We start from the raw sequence: 23,073 nt of genomic DNA, 5'->3' as shown, positions 1-23,073 counted from the left end.
AGGAGCCCCATGAAGATCGCCTTCACGTCGTGCATGAACTTCGAGTCCGGCCCCGGCGGCTACCAGCATGTCTGGGACCGCATTGCGCAGGAGCAGCCGGACTACCTGTTCCTGCTGGGCGACCAGATCTACATGGATTTCTTTCCCAAACTTGGCGAACCGTCCAAGTGGGACGCCGCCAAGTTCGCCGACGTGATGCAGGGAAAGTACGAAGCGCAATGGAACGTGCCGAATTTCAAGGCGCTGCGAACCGCGCTGCGCCAGCGGCAGGACAACGGCGGCGGCGTGTACGGCACCTGGGACGACCACGACTTTGCCTGGAACAACGCGCACGGCTCGGACGTCAAGGCGCCGGTGAAGCAGGAAACCCGCCGGCTGTTCACCAAATACATGGAGATCGAGCAGCTGCGCAACCCCGCGCACCTCGACCCCAAGACCGACGGCATCTACTACTCGGTGCCCCTGATGCACCAGCAGCAGCGCGTCGGCAGGGCGATCTTTCTCGACACCCGCTGGTACAGCAAAGACCCCGGCGACGCGAGCCCGTTGCTCGGGCAGAAGCAGCTCGACTATCTCAAGCAGGAACTGGCCAACGAGCAAGGCTACGTGCTGATCTGCGCCGGCATGCCGATCCGCGCAACCGGCAACGGCTGGATGCGCTACCGAGACGACTACGCGAAATTCCGCGAAATCATCTACAAGCGCAACGTGATCTTCCTGACCGGCGACATCCACGAGAACGCGTTCCTGCCGCCAGCCGGCGAGACGAAAATGTTCGAGGTCGTCTCCTCGGGCGCCTTCGTCACCAAGTACTACTACACCGGCGAACGCGAGAACTTCGGCATCCTCGAATACTCGCCAGCGAGCACCGACATCAAGCTGTTCAACAAGCGCGGGCTCGAGAGGCACAACGTCATCGACAACACCACCTTCGTGCACAAGGAGATCCGATGAAGGCACCTGGGGTGCCTCTCGGCACCCTTGCGGCAGTTACTTGCCCCACACGGTCTTGTACTGCGTGCGATAGCCGTTGTCCGGGTCGAACACGTTCTTCGGCCCGCCGTCCTTGCCCACATTGCCCACCGTCACAAGGTGCACCTTGGGCACGTAGCCCGACCACTTCTCCTTGGCGAAGGCGCGGTTGAGTTCGTCCACGATCTGCCAGCCCTGCATGTTCAGCGGCTCCGGCACGGTACCGGCCTGGAAGCGCTGCGTGCGGATGCGCTGGTAGGCAGCCTCGGAGCCGTCGCCGGCCGACACGGCCTTGGGCGAACCGTCGCCCTTCTTGCCTGCCGCCGTGAGCGAGGGGCCCATGAAGTCGAAGTACAGGTCGTTGATGGCCAGCGAGTGCGTCCACTTGTCGCCGAAGCGCTGCAGCAGCGAGGTGGTGAGCTGCGGCATGCGGGTGGAGCTTTCGGCGATGGGGCTGTCCTCGAAGCTCAGCACGGTGCAGCCGCCGCACTTCTTGATGACGGCCTCCATGGCGCGCGCCTTGTACAGCGCAATGGCGTACTGCGAGTCGGTGAAGATCACCACGCCGGCCTTGCCGCCCGAATCGGCCACCACCCACGAGGCGGCGACGTCGGCCACGTCGTCGGTCACGGTGGTCACGTTGGCGTACAGGCCCGCCTTGTCGTTCGGGCCCGGCTGCTCGCCCGAGTGCCAGCCGACCAGCGGAATGCCCGACTTCGCGGCGCCCGCGAACGCAGCCTTCTGCTCGGTGGTGTCGAAGCCGCCGACCACGATGCCCGCGGGCTTGACGGCCAGCGCCTGATTGAGCGCGGCGGTGCGCCCGCTCACGGTGCCCTGCCCGTCGATGACGCGCACCGTCCAGCCGATGGCGCGGGCTGCTTCTTCCACGCCCTTGCTGACGCCGACGATGCCGCCGTTCTTCATGTCGCCCGCGACGAAGACGATGGTCTTTCCGGCGCTGGCCTTGGGGCCGGTGGTGGGGCCGTCCCACTTTTCCTTGGTCATGGTCGCGATCTCGACCTTCTTCTTCGCAGCATCGAGAAAGTCATCGGCCATGGCCTTGGGTGCCAGCGTGGCGGCGCACAGGGCCAGCACGGCAGCGGCGACGGTGCGTGCGGGAACACTCTTCTTCATGCTTGTCTCCAGTCGTTGTGATGAACCGTCATTCCGACGGCGTTGAGGGAACGGGTTGCGCGTGATCGAGCTGCCGCTCGGCAATGCGCCGCTTGATCGAACGGTTGCGCCGCTGCTGCGCCCAGCCCGCGATGCCGATGGACACCAGCAGCGTCAGGCCGTTGAAAAGCGGCTCCACATAGAAGGCGCCGCCGAACTGCTGGATGCCCGAGATGCCGATGGCAAGAATCGCCACGCCAACCAGCGTGCCCCACACGTTCACGCGACCGGGCCGGATGGTGGTCGAACCAAGGAACGCACCCACCAGCGCAGGCAGCAGGAATTCGAGCCCCACGCTCGCCTGCCCGATCTGCAGCCGCGAAGCCAGCAGCACGCCCGCAAAGCCCGACAGCAGCCCCGACGCGACGAACGCGCCCATCACATGCCTGCGCACCGAAATGCCGTTGAGCTGCGCCGCCTTCGGGTTCGCGCCAATCACGTACAGCGCGCGGCCCAGCGGCGTGAACTCGGTGACGACCCACAGCGTGACGCTCACCGCAAGCACATAGAACGCGCCCACCGGCAGCCCCAGCAGGTTGCCGCCCGCGATGCCGACAAAACCGTCGGGCAACTCGCCCACCACCTGCCGCCCGCCGCTGTGCCACATGGCCACCGCGTAGATCACGGTGCCCGTACCCAGCGTGGCGATGAACGAATCGATCTGCGCCAGTTCGACCAGCAGTCCGTTGAGCACGCCGAACAGCGCCGCGCACGCCAGTACCACCAGCACTGCCGCCGGCCACGGCAGGCCGAGCTGCGTCTGCAGGCTGATCGCGAGGATGTGCCACAGCACAATGCCGTAGCCCACCGTGAGATCGATCTTGCCGGTGATCATCGGGATGGTCGCGGCCAGTGCCAGCAGTGCAATCACCGACTTGTCGGCCAGGATCGCGCGCAGGTTGAACAGCGTCGGAAAGGTGTCGGGCAGCAGCACCGAGAACAGCAGCGCCAGCGCCACCATCAGCACCACGAGCCCGTAGACCGGCATCGCGCGGCCGATGCTCTGCGCAAGGGAAATGGCCTCGCCGTCGAGGGACTTGTCGGGCTCCAGCGCCGTGGACCGGATGGAACTGCTCATGCGTGAATCTCCTCGCGCGTTGCCGCGCCTGCTGCCAATGCCAATAGCTTTTCGACCGTGATCGCGTCGCCCGTGAGTTCGGCCGCGATCAGGCCGTCGCGGAACACGAGCACGCGGGTACACACGGTCGCGATTTCCTCGAAGTCGGTGGAGACGACGACCAGCGCCGTGCCGGCCTCGGCGCGCTCACGCAGCACGCCGTAGATCTGCCGCTTGGCGCCAACGTCCACGCCTGCGGTGGGTTCTTCGAGCACTACCAGCGGCTTGTCCAGGTGGAACCAGCGCGCCAGCACCACCTTCTGCTGGTTGCCGCCGGAGAGCTGCTGCACTTCGGCGGACGGCGCGGGCGGATTGACGTCGAAGCGCCGGATGAGCGCGAGTGCCTGGTCGTTCTCCCGGCGCGGGCGGTCGAAGGCAAGGCCGCGGTCGCCATGCAATGCGGCGTTGGGAAAGAGGTTCTCCAGCACGGTCATCGAACCGGCAAGGTTTTCTTCAAGGCGCTCGCCGGCAACGTAGGCCACGCCGGCGCGAATGGCGTCGGCGGAACACGTGAAGGCGCATGCGTTGCCGAGCAGTCGCATGCGGCCGGCCGACAGCGGCTCGCGGCCGAAGATCGCGCGGCTGATGGCCTCGTGGCCCGCGCCGCGCAGGCCGACGAGGCCCAGCACTTCGCCGCGGTGCACGTCGAGGCTCAACGGGCCGGCGTTGCCGCTGGCCGCGCCGTCGAGCTGCAGCACAGGCTCGCCGCTCCCGGGTTCAGGTGCCTTCGCCTTCTGCACCGAAGCCGACAGCGCCTTGCCCACGATCAGCCCGACGAGTTCGCCCTCGTTCGTCTGCGCCGTGTCCTTCACCGCCACCAGCTTGCCGTCGCGCATCACGGCCGCGCGGTCGGAAATGGCCATCACCTCGTCGAGCCGGTGCGACACGTACAGCATTGCCATGCCCTGCCGGCGCAATTCGCGCAGCACGCCGAACATGCGCTCCACGTCGCTCATCGGAAGGCTGGCCGAGGGCTCGTCGAGCACCAGCAGCCGCGCCTTCACTTCAAGCGCGCGGCCGATGGCCAGCAGCGACTTCTCGGCGCGCGTGAGCGAGAACACGCGGCGGCCTGGATCGATGTCGCAGCCCACGCGCGCCATCACGCGGCGCGCCGTGTCGTTCGCGGCGGACCAGTCGATGAGGCCGAAGCGGCACGGATAACCGGTGCCCAGGCCCACGTTCTCGGCAACCGTCATCCATTCGACAAGGCCCAGGTCCTGGTGGATGAACGCAACCGGCTGCTCGCGCCGGTCGCTGCGCCGCCAGTCGGCTTGCGGTCGGCCGTCGAAAAGAATCTCGCCCTGGTCCGCGGGATAGATACCCGCGAGCAGCTTGATGAGCGTGGACTTGCCCGCACCGTTCTCGCCGAGCAGCGCGAGGATTTCTCCGGCGCGCACGTCGAGCGTGACGTTGTCGACCGCCTGCGTGCCGCCGAAGCGTTTGCTGATGCCCTGGAACTGCAGCAAGGCAGAAGCGGTGCTCATGCGCGCACCGCCCCGCGGGTGTTCAGGCGAATGCGGTAGAGCGATGTCGAGGCGCACACGAACAGCTCGTTGCCGTCATTGCCACCGAAGGTCAGGTTGCCCACCTTCTCCGGCACCGCAATGCGCGCCATGCGCGTGCCGTCAGGGTGATAGACCTGTACGCTGTCGGCGCTGCTCGTGTAGACGAAGCCGTGCACGTCGACGCGAAAGCCGTCCGCAAGCCCCGGGTTCACGACCGCGAACACGCGCGGGCTGGCAAGGTCCTGCCCGCCGATCACCTCGAAGGCGACGATATGGTGATGCCCCGAGCCGTCGGTGCGCAAGGCGGCCGATGTGTCGCTCACATAGAGGATGCTTTCGTCGGGCGAGAAGGCCAGCCCGTTGGGCTCTTCGACGAAATCGCTCACCGAGCGCAACGCGCCGCTTGCGGGGTCGAAGCGGAACACATGGTTGCGGCCCAGTTCGCTCTGGGCCTTGTGCCCTTCATGGTCGGACACGATGCCGTACGGCGGATCGGTGAACCAGATGCTGCCGTCGCGCTTCACGACGATGTCGTTGGGCGAGTTGAGCCGGCGGCCCTGATAGCGGTCGATCACCACCTCGTCGGCCAGCGGCAGCAGGCCCGGGCCGAAGCGCGTGCGCACGATGGCGCGCTGGCCGTGTGAGCAATGCAGCAAAGCGCCGTCGGCCTCGCGGGTGTGGCCGTTGGTGAACTCCGCGCCCTCGCGCCACACGCTCATGCCGCCTTCGGCATGCCAGCGCAGCATGCGGTTGTTGGGAATGTCGCTCCACAGCACCGCGCCGTCTTCGCGTATCCACACCGGGCCTTCGCTCCAGGCGGCGCCGGTGCACAGGCGCTCGAGCGGGCCGGCATCGCGGGCCACGGGGGCAAAACGGGAATCGAAGACTTCGATGGTCATGGCCACGGCGCTGGTTTCCCTGAACTTGGGGCTCGCAGTGTGGCACCGTAAAAGATACCGGTAACTTAGGCTTTTCCCGTACGCTGATTGCGCTATTTTTCATTCTTGTAAAAGAATCAATCGCTGTATTCTTTACATACCTAAATCGGCGATTTGCATGTTATCGGTATCTGACCCCGCGTCGCATATCCTCGAACCCGCATTTCCGAGAGAGAAAGAAGCCCTTGCCTCCAAACAAAGCCACCGCTGCTGCCGCCCCCCTCACCCGCCCCGCGACGATGGCCGACGTGGCCGCGCGCGTCGGTGTGTCGAAGATGACGGTGTCGCGCGCGCTCAACCGCGGCGCGAGCAGCGACCGCGTGACCTCCGAGGCGCTGCGCCAGCGCATCCTGCAGGCCTGCGAGGAGATGGGCTACGTCATCGACCAGACGGCACGCACCTTCTCCAGCAAGCGCTCGGGCTTCATCGCGGTGCTGATTCCGTCGCTCAACAACTCCAACTTCTCGGAAACCGCGCAGGGCATCACCGCGGCGGTGGAAGCACGCGGCCTGCAACTGCTGCTGGGCTACACCGACTACCGCGTGGAAACAGAAGAGCGCCTGCTGCGCGCCATGCTCGCGCGCCGGCCCGAAGGCGTGATCCTCACGGGCGGCTCGCACACGCCCGCCGCGCGCTCGATGCTGCAGGCCGCCGGCGTACCGGTGGTCGAGACCTGGGACCTGCCCGTCACGCCCATCGAACACACGGTCGGCTTCTCGAACGCGCAGGCTGCGGCCGCGATGGTGCGCCACCTGCACGGCAAGGGCTACCGGCGAATCGCCTTCATCGGCGGCACATCGAACCGCGACACGCGCGGCGCGGACCGTCAGCGCGGTTACGCGGAGGCAATTCGCGAACTCGGGCTGCCCGACGGCCGCGTCATCAGCTTCGGCCAGCCGCCGATCTCGATGGCGCAAGGCGGCGAGGCGGTGGTGCAGCTGGTGCGTCAGTGGCCCGACGTGGATGCGGTGATCTGCGTGTCAGACCTCTCGGCCTTCGGCGCGCTGATGGAATGCCAGCGCCGAGGCTGGAACGTGCCGGGCCGCATCGCGATTGCGGGCTTCGGTGACTTCGAAGTGGCGCGTGCCTGCCATCCGCGCATCACCACCGTGGCGGTGGATTGCGTGGGCATCGGCAAGGCGGCGGGCGAACTGCTGCTGCGCGTGATCGACGGTGCGCGCGAGGGCCATCGGCCGCCTGCGGAGACAGTGTTGATCCCGTTCCGCATCGAGCAGCGCGAAAGCTCCTAGGTACCGGGTTCTTCCAGGGTCAGCGAACGCCGGCAACCAGCCGTGCCTCGCTGCACAGCCGTGCGCCGAAGTCCTCGCAGCGCGCGTCGAACCCGTAGGCCGCCGCCCGGCGCAACGCGAAGGCCGTCACGTCGTGCAGGTAGGTGCGCTCCGGCTTGCGGCCGGCCGCGGTGCGGGCCTCGAAGTCGGCCTGAAAATCGCGCGCCCACTCCTCGTAGAGCCGGTAGCGGTCGCAACGGTTGCCGGGGCAGCCCGCCCGCGCCAGCGCCTGCGCGATGTCGACCAGCGGAACCGTGATGGGCATGTCGTGTCCTTCGCGCATGGCACGGGCTTCGTCAGAACTTGCCGAGCACGTTCAGGAACCACCCCTTGCTGCGGTAGCTCATGTCGGTGAGGTTGTCGGAGTAGTCAGTGAAGTTGTAGCCCACGCCCACCTTCAGGTTCTCGTTGACGTGGTAGTACGCGGCGGTGACCCAGCCGCTCTTGCGGTCCTTGAGTTCCTTGGCGCGCAGCGTGCGCCACTCGAGCATCCAGTCCCAGTTGCGCACCAGCTTCCAGTCGACGCGCAGCACGGCGAGTTCGGCCGAGCTCTTGAACCACGGCGACGAGTTGTCGCGGCTCGCACGCAGTTCGCCGCGGCGCCAGGCGTACTTGCCGCCGATGGTCCAGCGCGGGTCGATGTCGTAGGTGGCGTCGATCGCGAACACGTGGCTGCGCTGCTGGTAGTCGATGCCGGTGGTCGACACGGTGCCCAGGCTCGAGTCGACACCGCTCGACACCACCTGCCCCGGCGACGACAGGTCGTACAGGTAGGTGTACTTGAAGAGCAGGTTGAGCCGGTCGTTCAGCGCCGGGCGCAGTGCGTAGCCGAGCATGGCTTCGGTGTACTTGGCGGCGGCCAGCGTGCCGGTGGTGCTGTCGCTGTCGGCCCAGTTGAACTTGCCGACCCAGCGCGCGTCGTCGTCCACCTTCCAGCTGAAGGAGTTCTTCACCAGCCAGCTGGTGCGCGTCTCGGCCGTGGTGCGGTCCTTGCGGTATTCGAGGCCGCCGCTGTACTTCATGCGCTCGCTCGAATAGCCGGTGGTGAAGGCCACCGCCTCGCGGCGCGTGGCGCCCAGGGTCTCGGCGCCGATCCAGCCGTTCTCGAAGTTGACGCCGAAGGTCCAGCGCGTGTCGGGCGCGTACTGCACGCCGTAGGCATGCGTGAGGCCCGGCTGCGTGCCGGTGGCCTGGCGGTGCTCGGTGAACATGGTCAGGCCGTCGCCCACGCGGGAGCGCACGCCGGTCACGAGGCTGCCGCCGCGGCCGATGAGGTTCTCGTCGGTGCGGCCGGTGTCGGCCACGTAGGTCATGTAGAGGTTGGAGCGGTCGTCGTACTGGTAGTCGACGCCAGCCTTGCCGGCCAGTCCGCCGTCGCCGGTGGAGACCTCTCCGCGCAGCGCGAGCTTGTCGTTGACGCGGTAGCGCCCGCCGAAGCCCAGCCGGTCGTTCTCCAGCCGCGTGCCGGTGCGCCGCAGCGTCTTCTGCGCAAAACCGTAGGCGCTCCAGCGGTCGCTGCCGGTGTATTCGAGCTGCACGGCCGCATCGGCGCGCTCGCCCGACACCGCCTGCGTGGTCGGCAACGACGGGCTGGTGATGAGCGCGTCGCCGGTCTTGTCGTCGTAGCGCAGGCCGAGGCCGAGCTTCCACTCGGGCGACAGGGTCAGGGCGTACTGCGCGTCGAGCACGCTGCTGTTGTAGCCGTCGCGCTCGTCGCGGCGGTCGGCCTTCAGGCGCAGCTCGCCCGCTCCGCTCTGGCCCTTCTCGCCGAAGGGCACGGTGGCCTGCACGCCGGTCTGGCGCGTGGCGTTGCTCGCGTACTGGCCCGGCGCCGAGAAGCCGGCGTCGCGCGACTGCGCGTAGGCACTCACGCGCCCGCCGCCGCGGATGTCGAAGTCGCCCAGATCGGCCTGGCCTTCGAGGCGCCATGCGTTGGCGTTGCCGGTGGGTCCGTTGCCCAGCGTATTGCCGATGGCACCGTTGCGCCCCGTGAAGCTGAAGCCGCCGTCCAGCGAGTCGAGCTGGCTGGTGCCCGGGCCCTTGCTGCGCGCGAACTCGCCCTTGAAGTAGGTGTTCTCGGTCTTGCGCAGCGTGATGTCGGCGCCGGCCAGGCGCTGGTCGCCGCCGATCTGGTCCTGCCTCGACGCGGTCACGCCCACGCCCACGTGGTCGTTGGCCCACCACGACACGCGGCCGCCCACGGCGAGCGTGTCGGGCGAGGAGGTCAGCGGCGTGTATTCGTAGTCCACCACCAGGTAGGTCGGCATGCCGGTGAAGCCGCCGGCGCGCACCAGCGAGCCGTCGTCCGACAGACTGGGCAGCGGCGCCGACAGCAGCACGCGGCCCTGCAGGTAGTCGATCTCGTAGTCGGAGCTCGGCACGAGCTGCGTGCGCTTGAGCACGAAGCCGGAGTCGCGGTCGCGGATCTCCAGCGTCACGCGTTCGGCGCCGCGCGTGATGTCCTGGTTGCGCAGGTAGTAGAGCGAGCCGCCAGTGCCGCGGAATTCCTCGCGCGCTGCCAGCGTGCCGGGCTCGGCCGCGAAGGCGTCGACCTTCAGGCGCGCCTCGCCGAAGGCGGTCGACTCCTCGCCCAGGTAGCGGCCATGAAAGCCGTAGAGGCCGCGGCTCACGCGGGTGAGTTCGGTGTCACCGAAATTGAGCTTGAAGTTGCCCCACATGGCCTGCGAGCGGCCGTCGTCCACGCGCAGGTAGAAGCGGCCCTGCGTGGGCGCGTCTTCGATGGTGGTGGAGTCGTCGCCGAAGGTGCTCCACGAGTCCTCGGGGTCGAACCGGCGGAACAGCGAGGTCGGGTCCTTGCGGTCGAGGTTGCGGAACAGTTCCTTCAGCGGGCGTTCTTCAGTGTCGACGCTGGCCGTGAGCGTCCAGCGGTCGTTGAGCTGGCCCTTGGCGTAGCCGGCGATGCGGCCTTCGCTCCAGCCGCCACCGCCGTAGCGGTTCTTGTCGTTGGTCATGATCGCGGCCGGGCCGCTCACGCTGTTGCTGCCCACGGTGAGGTCAGCCTGGCCCACGAAGAACCAGTCGCTCGCGGGCAGTTCGAAGTCGCGGCGGTAGGCACGCGTGGCGCCCTGCGCGTCGGTAACGGCGATCTCGCCGGTTTGCACGCGGCGCGGCACCAGCTGCTGGAACACGAAGCGGCCGCTTTCGTCCACCGGCACCGCAAAGCCGAGCGCGCGCACGCTCTCGCCGGGGCGAATGGCCGCGCCGCTGGCGGTAACGGTGCCGGCGCTCAACGGAATGTTGGCAATGGCGATGTTGTTCTGGCCATAGCCGCGCAGCAGCTCGCGCGCCGGATCGGGCGGCGTGCCGGTCTCGGGCTTGTGGCGCTGGGCCAGCGTGAGCGAGAGGTCGTCGGTTTCGTCGAAGCGGCCCTGGCGGTCGTACACGCGCACGCGGTAGTACAGCTTGCCGCTCGCGCCTTCGGCGAGGCGGTTCAGCAGCCCTTCGGGCACCTGCCATTCGCCGCGCAATGCGGCGTCCAGCGGCACGGTTGCGACCAGGCGGCGCTGCATCACGTCGTTGGCGGTGAACACGCGCAGCTCCGCCTTGCTGGTGAACAGCAGGTAGTTGCTGTAGCCGGCAAAGCGCACGGTGTCGCCCGCCACCACGGTGGTGGGCCAGGCGCTGGCGCTCAGGCGGCGCGGCTGCGAGAGGTTGTCGTATTGCAGGCGCAGCTGGTTGCGCTCGAGCTGCACGTCGACGCAGCGCTGGCGATCGGCACTCGTCGTGCCTTCGGCGGACGGGAGCTTGCCGTCGGCGGACAGCAGCTGGCCGTCCACGCTCAGGCGCAGCGGCGCGTCGTCGGTGCCGAAGGCGGTGAAGGTGCGACACACACCGGGGTCGGCCGGTGCGGGTGACGGTGCCACGATTGCATCGCGCCAGTACACGCGCACTTCCACGCGCCTGTTGGCGGCCCAGTTGCCGGGGTCGGCGGCGGGAGTGGCCACGGGTGCGTCGGGGCCGCGCGAAGTTGCGGAGGCCGCGGCCTCCGGCAAGCCCAGGCGCTGCGTGAGGTAGCGACCGGCCTGCTGCGCGCGGGCCAGGCCCAGCGCGTGGTTGTCGGCGAAGCGCTCGCGCGACTTCGCGCTCAGGGGCTGCGTATCGGTGTGGCCGACGATCTCGAAGCGCAGGCCGTCGCGGCCCTTCACCTGGTCGGCGATGCGGTCGAGCTGCGCGCGGTCGGCGGGCAGCAGGCCGTCTGCACCGGAATCGAAATGCGGCGTGCTGGTGTCGCTGCGCTCGTTGGGCGATGCGGCCACGGCGGCCGTCGCCGCGCGGGGCTCGACCGCATCGCCGAGCACGAAGGTCGCCTTCGGCAGCTCGCGCTCGCTGCTGCGCGGCAGGCGACGTGCGCCGTCGATATCCACGGCGCGCGGGTCGGCCGTGGCCTGGTCGAGCATGCGGCCGCGCACCGCGGTCTCCTGCGCGGCGGCCAGCCCCATGTTCAGGCAGGCGGCGGTCACGGCACCTGCAAGGGCCATGCGCTTCGGAAGCGTCTTTCTTCTTCTCATGTTGGCTCGCTGGATCGGGTTCGGTGTCTGTGGGCGGGTCATGGCTTCGCCTCGTCCGAGGCGGCGGTGGCAGGCACCAGCTCGACCTCGATGTCCAGGTTGAAAAGCGGCGGCTCGTTGCGCCCGGCGCGTTGTTCGCCAAGCTGCTTCCAGCGCGCGAGCACCGCGGCCTTCACCGCGTCGGTGCGCTGACGGCCCAGCGATGCGGGCTCGCCCGGCGCGGCCTTGTAGGCCAGCCGCAGCACTGCCGTCTTCTCGGCCAGCACGCTCACGGTGCGGTCGAGTTCGCCCGCGAAGCCGGCGCGCAGTGAGCTGTTGCCGTCTTCGAAGGCCGCACCCTGCAGCGCGAGCCGCACCACGCGGTGCACGGTGGCGCCGAAGTTGATCTTCAGCACCTTGCCGCGCGTGGCGCGCTCGGCCGCCGGGTTCTCGCTGGTGGTGCGATAGCCCGAGGGCAGCGTGCGCTCGTCGAGCTTGAGCACCAGGTTGCTGCCGGTGCCTTCCTTCGGAATGGCGGCGCAGGCGATGTGGTAGCGGCCTTCGGCGTCGGTGGTGGCCAGCACGCCGTTGACCGTTGCGATGCGCACGTTGGCCAGGCCCGGTTCACCGTCGTCCTGGTAGCCGTTGGCGTTCTTGTCGTCGTAGACCTTGCCGATCACGTCGGTGCAGTCGAACAGCGCATCGGGCACCACGCGCACGGTGGCCGTGGCAAGGTTCGACAGCGTTCGGCCGCCCACGCCCTGCAGGGCGACGACCTGGTTGACGAACTCGCCCTCGCCCACGCCGACCCCCACGCCCGCGACCATCAGGTATTCCTTGGTCTCGTTGGGCGCGAAGTTCTGGCCGGGCACCACGACCTGGCGGCCGTTGATCTGCGGCACCAGCGGCAGTGCCACGCCGCCGGGCATGGTGCGCACGGTGAGCGAGCCCTGGATGTAGCGGAAGCCCGGCGGCAGCGTGTCGACCACGGCCACGCCCGGCACGGGGTTGCCGCGCGTGTTGCGCGCCGTGATGCGGTACGGCAGCAGCTCGCCCTTCTTCACGGTGAGCTTCGATGTCGTCTTGCGCAGCTCGATGAGCGTGGCGTCCGACGGGTCGAGCGGGATGTTGTTGGCCACCACGTGCTGGCCGCCGCCACCCGGCATCTTGAACAGCAGGTAGTAGCCCGCGCCGGTGACCAGCGCCGCGCCCGGGCTCACCACGCAGGGGTTGGTCTGCGCGGGTGCCGGGCCGTTGGCCGGCGCCGCGCACGACTGCGTGCCCAGCGCGCCGGCCGCGGCCGGGTACATCGACGACGGCAGGTAGGCGCCCGGCGGCGTGATGGCCAGGCGGTAGTCGCCGGCCGGCGCGCCCGGCAGCAGGAAGAAGTCGTAGTAGCCGTTGGGGCCGGTCGTGTAGCTGTCGCGCCCGTCCAGCAGGTGCTGCGCGGGGTCGAAGCCGGGCGGGCCGACCAGGCGCACCACGGCGCCCGGCACCGGCGTGCCGCTGACGCTGTCGTACACCACGCCGCCCGGGTCGTACGGCAGGTCTTGCTTCTGCACGTTGGCGCCTGCGTTCACGCGCACCTTGATGGTGAAGCGCGGATCGCTCGCGGCGGGCGTGGGATACGGTCCGCTCGCGCCGTTCTGCGACGCGTCGGTCGGCCACACGCCGCCCACGACGCGGCCGTCAGGCGCGCGGAAGCGCACGCGGTATTCGCCGGGCACGAGGTCGCCGAAGCGGTAGCTGCCGTTGGCGCTCGTGGTCACGGTGTAGAGCACGGTGGCCGCGGTTTCCGCGCAGGCGTTGCCGCCGTCGGCGCAGCGCAGCAGCTCGACCGTCCAGCCTTCGCCCTGGCCCTCGCCCGACTCGCGAGTGCGGTTGTGGTTCTGGTCGAACCACACGGTGCCTGTGAGCGAGGCGGGCTGGTTGCTGTGCTCGTTGAAGTCGTAGCCGGTGCCGTGGGCGTCCAGGCCAGTGAAGTTCACGCGGATCTGGTTCGGTCCCTGCGCGGTGCCGCCCAGCGTGCCGGGCACGGCAATGCCTTCGTCGTAGCCGGTGGGCTGCGTCTCGGTGACGGTGTAGCCGCCGCTGCCGGGCAAGGGCAGGCCGGGCAGTTCGTAGCGGCCGTTGGCGTCGGTGACGGCGGTGCGCGTCACCGGCTGGCCCGCGGCATCGGTGCCGGTGAGCGTGATGGTCACGCCCGGGATCGGCAAGTCTTGCGGCTCGCGCGTGCCGTTGCGGTTGGCGTCGTTGTAGACGGTGCCCGCCAGCGATGCGCCGCGTTCGCCGAAGTTGTAGTTGTCGCCGTTGCCGCCGCGGTACGCAATGGCGCCGATGACGTCGTTGCCCAGCGTGCCGCTGGCCGTGCCCTCGAGCGTGCCCACGGCGTCGAGGCCGTCGGCATACGTCACGGGCTGCGTCTCGCGGATGGTGTAGCCCGCGGCGTCGGCCGGCAGCAGGCCGGTGAAGACGTAGCGGCCGCTGGCGTCGGTGACCACGGTGGCGTTCACCACCAGGCCGCTGGCCGAGCGGCCGGTGAGCGTGAGCGTCACGCCGGCAATGCCGACCTCGGTGGGCTGGCGAACGCCGTCGTTGTTGGTGTCGACGTACACCCAGCCGGCAATCTGGCCGCCGCGCTCGCCGAAGTTGTAGTCGATGCCCACGTCTTCCGACACCAGCGCGAGGCCGCCGAAGCGGTCGTTGGTGCCGCCGGGGTTGACGGTGCCGCGCGCGGCGCCGCCCACGGTGCCGAGCGACTCGGGGCCGTCGGCCACGCCGGCGGGTTGCGTCTCGTCGATCTGGTAGGTGCCGGGCGTCAGCGCGTCGACCAGGTAGCGGCCGTCCGCAGCGGTCTGCACCGTGCGATCGACGGCGTTGCCCTGGAAGTCGGTGCCGGTCACGCGCACGGTGGTGCCGGCGATGCCGGGCTCGCCGCTGTCCTTGGTGCCGTTGGACGGCGCCACGTCGGCATACACGTAGCCCGAGAGGCTGGCCGGCTTCACGGCCGAGAAGTTGTTGCCGGCCGAGCCCGCGCCCGCGGCGCCGAGCACGATGTTCTGGATGACGTTGGCCGTCGAGCCGTTGGGGCCGTTGGTCACGCCGGTTCCGCCGGTTGGCACGGCACCAGGCGTGCTGCCTGCGCCGCTGACGTTGCCGGCGCGCGTGATGCCGGGCAGGTAGCCCGTGGGCCGCGTCTCGGTCACGGTGTAGCTGCCGGGCGCGAGGTTCGGAAAGCTGTAGTCGCCGCTGGCGTCGGTGATGGTGGTGCGCGACACCGTCTGGCCGTTGACGTCGGTGCCCGTGAGCGTGATCGTCACGCCCGCCAGGCCCGGTTCGGTGGCCGGCGCGCCCTGCGCGCCGCTGCCGTCGCGGTCGTAGTACACGCGGCCCGAGATACCGCCGGGCAGCAGCTCGCCGAACCAGTACTCGCCCTGCGTGGTCGGCACGCTGGTGCCCGAGACGGTCACGCCGGTGATGACGTTGCCGCCGCCTTGCGGCGTGCCGGGTTGGCCGTTGTTGTTGGCCTTGCCCGGCGCGTAGTTGGCCGGCTGCGTCTCGGTGATGGTGTAGCCGCCCGCGCCCGACGGGGGCACGTTGCGGAACTCGTAGCCGCCGACCGTGCCGGTGGGCACGGCCAGGATATTCACCGCGTTGCCCGCGGCGTCGGTGCCCGTGAGGCGCAGCTCGACGTTCGGGATGCCGGTGTCGCCGGCCTGCGGCACGCCGTCGTTGTTGGCGTCGACGAACACCCGCGTCGTGATGCGGGTGAGCAGCTCGCCGAAGTCGTAGCCGGTACCCGTGACGTTGGAGCGCAGCGCGATCGCGCTCACCACGTCGTTGCCTGCGGTGCCGCCTGCGGTGCCGGCCGCGTCGCTGCCATCGGCGAAGGCCGCGGGCTGCGTTTCGGTCAGCGTGTAGTTGCCGGGCGTGAGGTTGTTGAAGGCGTAGTTGCCGGTGGTCGCGGCCGTGGTGGTGGTCAGCGACACCGGGTTGCCGAACATGTCGGTGCCGGTGAGCGTGACGGTCACGCCGGCGATGCCGGGGTCGCCCGCGCTGGCGGCGTTGTTGTAGTCGGCGTCCTGGTAGACGCGGCCGGCCAGGCTGGACGCGCGCACTTCACCGAAGTTGTTGGCAGTGGAAGCACCGCCCGTGCCGAGCACGATGTTGTCGATGCGGTTGGCATTGGAGCCGTTCGGGCCGTTGCTGGTGCCGGGCGGCACGGTGCCTGCCGTGCTGCCCACGCCGCTGACGGTGCCCGCGCGCGTGATGCCGGGCTGGTAGGCCGCGGGCTGGTCTTCCACCACGCTGTAGGTGCCTGCGGGCACGGTAAAGCCCCAGTTGCCGTTGGCATCGGTGGTGGTGGTCATGACGACCGCGTTGCCCGCGCTGTCGGTGCCGCTCAGGCGCATGGTGACGCCGGCGATGCCGGGCTCGCCGCTGTCGATCAGGCCGTTGCCGTTCAGGTCTTCGTACACGCGGCCGGACAGCGCGCTGTTCTGCACCGTGACCTGGCCGTCGTTGAAGTTGTTGCCGGCGTCCGGATCGGCGCCGCCGTTGGTGTCGCCCGAGCCGGTGGTGACGATGTGCGCGCGGTTCGTGAGCACGGTGCCGTTGGCTGGCGCCGCGCCGCTGAAGCGCACCGGAATGCGCACGGTGGCCGTGCCGTTGGCCGGCATCGAGGTGATGGCACAGCTCACGGCGGTGCCGCCGGCAACGCCGGTGCAGGTGGGCGCGGCGGGCGTGAAGGCGCCGCTCGTGACGGTGAACACCGGCGTACCCGTCAGCACCAGCGGCGCGGGCAGCGTGTCGGTGAAGCTGGTGGTCTCGGCGCTGTCGGGGCCGTTGTTGCGCAGCTGCACGAGCCAGTCGAAGGTCTGGGCCGACGACACGGTGGCCAGCGGCGTGGCGGTGCCGGTCGTGACGGCGGCCTTGGAGACCACCTGTACGTCGGCCTTGAAGCGGAAGGTGGTGTTCTCTGCCACCGCGTTGTTGCCCTGCGCGGTGTCGAAGGCGTTGCGCGTGGCGTCGAAGAAGTCGACCTTCGCGTTGTTCTGGAAAGTGCCGCGCGACGTGCCCCTGAGCACCACGCGGAACTGCAGCGAACTGAGCTCGCCTGTAGACGTGGGGCCCGTGCCGCCCAGCGTCGGGATGGTGAACACGATCTGCCCGCCGGCAGAGCCGACGGCCGCGCCGCCGGCCAGCGCGAAGCTGGTGCCCGCCGGGGCATTCGACGGAATGCTCACCGACACCAGCGTGGGCGGTGTCTCGCCGCCGGGGCCGGGCAACGGCAGCGTGTCGATCAGGCGCACGTCTTCCGCGGTCGACGCGCTGTTGTTCGACACGGTGATGGTGTAGCCCACGTCGTCGCCCACGTTCACCGGGTCGGCGTCGTCGCGCTTGGTCACGACCAGGTCGTACACCGGCGCGGTAACGGTCGCGGGCACGGTGGCGTCGTTGTTGGTGGTGAGCAGCTCGGGCGTGTCGGTGGCAACGTGCGCGCCGTTGGTCACCGCGGTGCCGTTGAGCGCGTACAGCGGCCGCACGCGCACCGTGACGGTCTGCTGCACATTGCGGTTGAGCGAGTTCCAGCTGCACACGAGCTGGTTGTTGGTGGTGCCGGTGCCCGTGGGCTGCGTGGTGACCGGCGTCGTACCGCAAGTACCTCCGCCGGAGGCGACGGCCGTGAGGAACATCAGGTTGGCCGGCAACGTGTCGGTCACGCTCACGGCATACGCACGGCTCAGGCTGTTCGGTACGTTGCGGTTGACGACGGTCAGTGTGTAGGTGAGCAGCTGGCCGACCGGCACCGAGGCCGGGCTGGCCGACTTGGTGACCGTCACGTCGCTGCGCGCCACCAGGTAAGCAATGGTGCTGCCGTCGTTGTTGGCCAGGTTCGGGTCGGCCGGCGTGACCGCCAGGGCGTTGGCCGTGTTGTTGATCTCGAAGCCGTGGTCGGTGGCCGAGCGGCCGTCGCCGTAGTGTGACGCGACGACGCGTATCACCGGGCACAGCGGCAGCGCGCTGGCGGCGTCGGTGCTCGCGCGGCAGACCGGCAGGGTCGACAGCGTGCAGTTGGACAGCGATGCCTGGCCGAAGCCGCCGCCGTTGGCCGGCAGCGCGCAGGTGCCGGCGAAGGTGCCGCCGTTGGGCGTCTGCGTAACGTTGCCGGCGCCGATCACCTGCGCGAAGCTGTCGGTGACGACCACGTTCTGTGCTTCGGAAGGACCGGTGTTGACCACCTCGATTTCCCAGGTCACGGGCTGGCCCGCGATCTGGCGGTTGCCGGCGCTGTCGCCGATGCCCACCACGCGCTTGAGCACCTTCACGTCGGCGGCGGTGGCTGTGTCGTCCACGCCGGTGCCGAGGTTCACGCAGTCGTTGCCGGTGTTGGCGTCCGGGTCGGTGCCGAGCGTGGGCGCGCTCGCGGGCAACGCCACGTTCACGCACATCCTGTTGACGATCTGGCCGCCGCCCGACGGCAGCGCCGGGATGGTGGCGTTCACGATGATGTAGCCGCCGTTGCGCGCGCTGGCACCGTTCGACAGGTCGACATCGATGTCGGTGGCGAGCGTGCGCGTGCAGGTCACGGTCGCGGGGCCGGGCACCGGCGTGGCGGGCGTCGGGACGACGGTAGTGCCGCCCTGGGTCACCGTGCAGGTGTAACCGTCGCGCTGCGTGACGCTGTTGATCTGCACGCCGGCCGGCAGGTCGTCCACCAGCTGGATGGTGCTGCCCGCCAGCAGGCGCGTGCTGCCGAGGTTGGTGCTGCCGACCTGGTAGTCGAAGGCCTGGCCCAGCGGCACGTTGTTCTGCGGCCAGCCACGGCGCTTGTCGGCGCGGAAGTCGGTGGCGGAGACCGCCACGTCGGCGGGCACGCTGCCCGTGGCGGAGTTGGCGATGGGCCCGGTCGCGCTCACGGTGGCCTGGTTGACGACGCCGGTGCCGGCAGACGAGGCGATCACGGGAACGAGGATGTCGCCGAGCGCCACGTTGGCGCCGCCGGTGCCGCCGATGTCGGTGCGCGTGCAGCTCACCGTCTGGCCGCTGACCGAGCAGCTCCAGCCGGTGGCCGGGTTGACCGGCGGCTGGATCGTGAAGTTGGCCGGCAGCGTGTCGCTCAGCGTGACGCCAGTGGGAGCGGTGCCGCTGAAGCTCGGGCTCAGCCGGAAGTTGAAGCGCTGCCCCACCAGCAGCTGGCCGCCGTCATGGCTCTTGGCGAGCGCGAGCACATAGCCCGCCGTCACGGTGGTGTTGGCGGTGGCGCTGTTGTTGGTGGAAACGCCATCGCCGATCGAACCCGCCGACGCCACGGCCGGCTGGTGCGTGATGGTGGAGCCCGCGCCCGCGGTGACCACGCCGTTGACGGTGAATGTGCGCGTGTTGCTGCCCGGGGTGGCTGGCGTGGCCGGCACGTTGCAGGTCAGCAGGCTGCCGCTGATCGAGCAGCCCGAAGGCAGGCCGGAGCCCGACACCGACAGGCCCGTGGGAATGGAATAGGTCAGCGTCGAGCCCGAGCTGGTGTCGGGGCCGTTGTTGGTGAGCGTGAAGACGATCGGCACCGTGCTGCCGCTCGGCGCGGTGGCCGGCGCGCTGATGGCCACCGACACGTCGGCGCCCTGGTTCACCGTGATGATCTTGGTTTCGCTCGAGCTGCCCCCGCTGATCGCGGCGGTGACGCTCAGCGTGCCCTGGCTGACCGTGCGCAGCAGCACCTGGAAGTCGCGCAGCTGGTTGGCGCCGAGCGTGATGCCCGAACAGGTCAGCGTGCCCGGGCCGGCTGCGCCTACAACCACGTCGGCCGAGCAGCTGCCCACAGGAACCGCGCCGGTGCCCATGTAGATGCTGTTCGCGGGGATCGTGTAGGTGAACGAGGCGCCCGGCGCGCCGATCGGCAGGCTGTCGGTCTCGGCGATGGTGACGGTGCTGGTCACCGTGCCGCCGGCGGGAAGGATGTCGGGCGAATGAACCAGGCTCGACACCTGCGGCACGGCATGCGCGGCCGCGGCGAACAGCAGCCCCGCCAGAGGCGCGGCCACGCGCGTCAGGCAGCGGCGCAAGCGCGCGGCGTTGGAAGGCACGTCGCGACGCGCCGACGCGTGCGACAGATTCGTTGGGGTCCTGAACATCCCGTCCCTCGTGATTGCTCTGATGGACCGGGCACCGTTTCTTTTGTCGCCGCTCGATGCGGCGGGGTGCTCCGGAAAGGGCGCGATTCTTGGACCCCACTCACCAGTGCACTTTTGGCATTCAGGACAAAAGCTTTGCTGTTAATGACATTTGTTTACGAATGCAACATAATGTGAACTAAATCACACAGCGTTTCGGCGACGCACTCCTACGCTCGACGCCCATGTCTTACTGGTCGACCACGCCGCCCCGGCGCGCGCACATCCTCGTCATCGACGACAACGTCGAAGAACTGCAGTTGCTGCTGGGAGTGCTGCGCGAAGCCGGGCACCGCATCAGCCTGGCGTTCAACGCGCTGGAGGGCTACCGCAGGGCCACGGCGCTGCAGCCCGACCTGATACTGCTGGACGTGCGCATGGGCGCCACCGACGGCTTCGCGACCTGCCGGCTGCTGAAGGCCGACCGCGCGACGACGCGCATTCCTGTGATCTTCGTGACCTCGTCGAGCTCGGTGCAGGAGCGGCTCACCGGCCTGCGCGAAGGCGCGGTCGACTACATCCTGAAGCCCTTCGAGCCCGCGGAAGTGCTGGCGCGCGTGGCCGTGCACCTTGCACTGTCAAGCAGCCGGCAACAGGCGCAGGCCTGCATCGCGCAGGCCGAGAGCGCAGTGGAAAACGCGAAACGGGAATGCGGCACCAGCACCCCGGGCGCCGACCACACCGACCGCGTGCTCGCGCAGGCCGTCGAACGCCTGGTGCGCGCCGACCTGGCGAACGTGCCCGCCCTGCCCGAGCTGGCGGCGCGCGTGGGCACGCACGAGAAGCGGCTGTCGCGCGTGTTCCGCGAACAGACGGGCCGCACGGTGTTCGAGTTCGCACGCGAGGCACGCCTTGCCGAAGCGCAGCGGCTGCTTGCGGAGTCGGCGCTCAGCGTGGAAGAAGTCGCGCTGGCCGTGGGCTTCTCCAGCGCGGCCAACTTCTCGACCGCATTCCGCGAGCGCTTTGGCTGCACGCCCACGGCGTTTCGCCAGGCGCCTGCCACCACGACCTCTCCGCCATCGGTGCCATCGGTGCCATCGGCCTGATGCGGCGTTGAGAAGGCGGTGACCACCCCGGCCCTGCGCGGCATCCGCACGTTGCTGCTGTGCTGCGCCTTCTGGCTGGCGGGGTCGTCCGCGGCGCAGGCTGGCATGCTGCACGTCGACGACGCGACCCGCTGGCCGGTGGCGCTCGACACGCGCGTCGAGGTGTTCGAAGACACCAGCACGCGGCTGTCGCTCGACGAAGTCGATGCACTGGAAAGCGGCGTGCCCGGCGGCTTCCAGCCCGGCAACGCGGCGCGCATGCGGCCGGGCTTTTCGCGTTCGGCCTTCTGGCTGCGGCTCACGCTGGTGAATGAGACAGGTGCGATACAGCCGCTTCGGCTGGTGCTCGATGCCACGTGGCTGCAGCACGTTGATTTCCACGCACGCCGCGAGCTGGCAGGCTGGGCCACGTGGACACATGAACGGGCCGGCGTGTCGGTGCGGTCACGCACCGGACGGGACCGCGAGCGCGTGCCGACGCTGGCCCTCGACCTGCAGCCCGGCGAACAGGCCCGCGTGCTGGTGCGGGTTCAGACGAACAGCAGCGTCAAGCTCGCGCCGGCGCTGTACTCGGCCGACGCCTGGCGCGAAGCAGAAAGCGGCCATGCACTGCTCGACGGCCTGCTGATCGGCGGGCTGCTGGTGCTCTCCGTGTATTCGCTGGCGCTGTGGTTCATTTCGCGCGACCTGGCAACGGCGCTGCAGAGCCTGGGCTTCGCGCTCGTGGCGCTCTACGAGGGCGCCTACCGCGGCCACGCACGGCTCGCGCTGTGGCCCGACAGCATCGAATGGAGCTACCGCGCGGCCGGCGTCACCGCGGGCTGCTGCGTGCTCTCGCTGATGTTCTACCTGTACGCGGTGTCGCGGCGCAGCCCGGTGCGCGCGCCCGGACTGTCGTTGTTCGTGGTGCTCGCGGCAGGGCAATGCGTCGTGGTGCTGGGCACGCTGCTGGGGCCGTACGCGCCCTTCGCGCTGGCCGGCACGCTGAGCGCGCCGGTGGTGGTTCTCGCGTTGACAGTTGCCACCTTCATCTACATGCGGCGCGCGGGACCGGGCGGGCGGCTGGCCTTCCCGGTGATGAGCATCGTCACCGTCGGCGTGTGCCTGCGGCTCACCGAACTCGCGATGCCGGCGCACGTGATTCCCGGCTTCGACGCCTATGCGCTGGGCTTCCCGGGCATGCTGGTCGGCCTGGTGGCGCTGGCGGCATGGGCGCACCACCTGTCGCGGCAGCAGCGCGTCGCGCAGCGCACGCTGGTGCACTGGCAGGCCGAGGAACAGCAACGGCTGCAGGAAGAAGTGAAGCGCAAGACGCACGCGCTGAACGCGGCGCTGGAGCAGGCCGAACACCAGGCACGCGAGCAGACACAGTTGCTGGCCTACATCAGCCACGACCTGCGCGCACCGCTGTCGACCATCATCGGCAACGCGCGCCTGCTGCATGGCGACAGCTCGCCGCCGCCCGAGCGGCTGCAGGCCATCGAGCGCAGCGTGGCCTACCAGCTCGCGCTGATCGACGACCTGCTCGACTACGCGAAGAGCGAGCTGCTGCCCTTCGCCTTCGAGCCCCGGCCGGTGCACCTGCGCGCGCTGATCGACGACGTCGCGCAGTACGCAGACACGCTCGCGCAGCGGCAGCACAACCGGTTCGAGCTGGAGGTGCTGGGCGCGCTGCCGGTCGCGGTGTATCTCGACAGCAAGCGCTTCCAGCAGTTGCTGCTGAACCTGCTGTCGAACGCCGCGAAGTTCACGCGCGACGGCAAGATCGGCCTGCGCGTGCAGGCGCGGCCGCGCGCGGACTCGTGGCGGCTCAGGTTCGACGTGTGGGACAGCGGCATCGGCATCGACAAGGAAGAGCAGGCGCGCATCGTCCAGGCCATCGCGCAGGGCGCGCCCAGCGCCAACGGCCACGGACTCGGGCTGGCGATCGCGCGGCGCATCGTGCAGCACATGGGCGGGCGCCTGCTGCTGGAGAGCCACCGCAACCTGGGAACGCGTGTGCACTTCTCGGTGATCGTGAAGGACGCGCCGAAAGAGTTGCTGCCCCTGGCCACCAAGTCGCAGCAGCCGCAGCAGCCGCGCCATGCACCGCCCGTGCCCGTACCGGGCCACAGGGCGAGACGTCCACCGGTGCCCGCGATCGCACCGCTTCCCGCACCGGTGCGCGACGAACTCGAAATGCTCGCGCGCGACGGCCGTTGGAGCGACCTGCACGAATGGGCCGACCGGCTCGCGGCCGACGCGCGCCACGGGGCGCTGGTCGACGCGGTGCGGCATGCGCTGGACATGCTGGACTTCGAACACATCCGCCTGCTGGCGCGCGCAACGCCTAACGCGAGCCAATAACGCTGCGAGCG

11 protein-coding genes are annotated in these 23,073 nt (G+C 69.4%); 4 read left to right on the top strand and 7 right to left on the bottom strand.

Annotated elements, in window-relative coordinates; genetic code table 11:
- The first annotated feature begins 9 nt into the window (after window positions 1-9).
- Window positions 10-954: an alkaline phosphatase D family protein gene (locus ACSFCA_RS22110; RefSeq protein ID WP_435461194.1), complete on the top strand. Its 945-nt coding sequence runs from the start codon at window positions 10-12 to the stop codon at window positions 952-954.
- 36 nt (window positions 955-990) lie between these two features.
- On the opposite strand, the gene ACSFCA_RS22105 is transcribed toward ACSFCA_RS22110, so the two are convergent.
- From ACSFCA_RS22105 to ACSFCA_RS22090, 4 genes are read right to left on the bottom strand one after another with little or no spacing between them, the layout of a single operon-like run.
- A complete protein-coding gene (locus ACSFCA_RS22105) occupies window positions 991-2,106 on the bottom strand; it encodes an ABC transporter substrate-binding protein (protein ID WP_258353425.1) in 1,116 nt (371 codons plus the stop codon).
- A gap of 28 nt (window positions 2,107-2,134) precedes the next feature.
- On the bottom strand, window positions 2,135-3,223 hold the full coding sequence (locus tag ACSFCA_RS22100; RefSeq protein ID WP_258353424.1) for an ABC transporter permease: 1,089 nt from the start codon (window positions 3,221-3,223) through the stop codon (window positions 2,135-2,137).
- Window positions 3,220-4,746 (bottom strand): sugar ABC transporter ATP-binding protein, encoded by a 1,527-nt coding sequence (locus ACSFCA_RS22095; protein ID WP_435461193.1) that lies wholly within the window; start codon window positions 4,744-4,746, stop codon window positions 3,220-3,222. The genes ACSFCA_RS22100 and ACSFCA_RS22095 overlap by 4 nt, the downstream gene beginning before the upstream one ends.
- Complete coding sequence (locus ACSFCA_RS22090; protein ID WP_435461192.1) at window positions 4,743-5,666, bottom strand: SMP-30/gluconolactonase/LRE family protein; 924 nt, start codon at window positions 5,664-5,666, stop codon at window positions 4,743-4,745. The genes ACSFCA_RS22095 and ACSFCA_RS22090 overlap by 4 nt, the downstream gene beginning before the upstream one ends.
- Before the next feature lie 278 nt (window positions 5,667-5,944).
- Here ACSFCA_RS22090 and ACSFCA_RS22085 point away from each other — a divergent pair, with 278 nt between their 5' ends.
- Window positions 5,945-6,955 carry a LacI family DNA-binding transcriptional regulator gene (locus ACSFCA_RS22085; RefSeq protein WP_435461364.1) on the top strand — a complete coding sequence of 337 codons (1,011 nt, stop codon included), beginning with the start codon at window positions 5,945-5,947 and terminating at the stop codon, window positions 6,953-6,955.
- Between the two features lie 19 nt (window positions 6,956-6,974).
- On the opposite strand, the gene ACSFCA_RS22080 is transcribed toward ACSFCA_RS22085, so the two are convergent.
- Genes ACSFCA_RS22080 through ACSFCA_RS22070 form a run of 3 tightly spaced genes read right to left on the bottom strand, consistent with a single transcriptional unit; the run spans window position 6,975 to window position 19,631 of the window.
- Entirely contained in the window at window positions 6,975-7,277 is a 303-nt protein-coding gene (locus ACSFCA_RS22080) for a hypothetical protein (RefSeq protein WP_435461191.1), read from the bottom strand.
- Window positions 7,278-7,290: 13 nt separating this feature from the next.
- Complete coding sequence (locus tag ACSFCA_RS22075; RefSeq protein ID WP_435461190.1) at window positions 7,291-11,565, bottom strand: OmpA family protein; 4,275 nt, start codon at window positions 11,563-11,565, stop codon at window positions 7,291-7,293.
- Window positions 11,562-19,631: an SdrD B-like domain-containing protein gene (locus tag ACSFCA_RS22070; RefSeq protein ID WP_435461189.1), complete on the bottom strand. Its 8,070-nt coding sequence runs from the start codon at window positions 19,629-19,631 to the stop codon at window positions 11,562-11,564. The genes ACSFCA_RS22075 and ACSFCA_RS22070 overlap by 4 nt, the downstream gene beginning before the upstream one ends.
- A gap of 224 nt (window positions 19,632-19,855) precedes the next feature.
- On the opposite strand from ACSFCA_RS22070, the gene ACSFCA_RS22065 reads away from it, so the two are divergent.
- Window positions 19,856-20,716: a response regulator gene (locus ACSFCA_RS22065; protein ID WP_435461188.1), complete on the top strand. Its 861-nt coding sequence runs from the start codon at window positions 19,856-19,858 to the stop codon at window positions 20,714-20,716.
- 18 nt (window positions 20,717-20,734) lie between these two features.
- Window positions 20,735-23,062 (top strand): sensor histidine kinase, encoded by a 2,328-nt coding sequence (locus ACSFCA_RS22060; RefSeq protein ID WP_435461187.1) that lies wholly within the window; start codon window positions 20,735-20,737, stop codon window positions 23,060-23,062.
- Window positions 23,063-23,073: the final 11 nt, after the last annotated feature.

This window comes from Variovorax multivorans, from assembly GCF_051216835.1.
Classification (GTDB): domain Bacteria; phylum Pseudomonadota; class Gammaproteobacteria; order Burkholderiales; family Burkholderiaceae_C; genus Variovorax.
The sequence above is the reverse complement of the archived record's forward strand: the minus strand, read 5'-3'. Positions and strand labels throughout refer to the sequence as shown.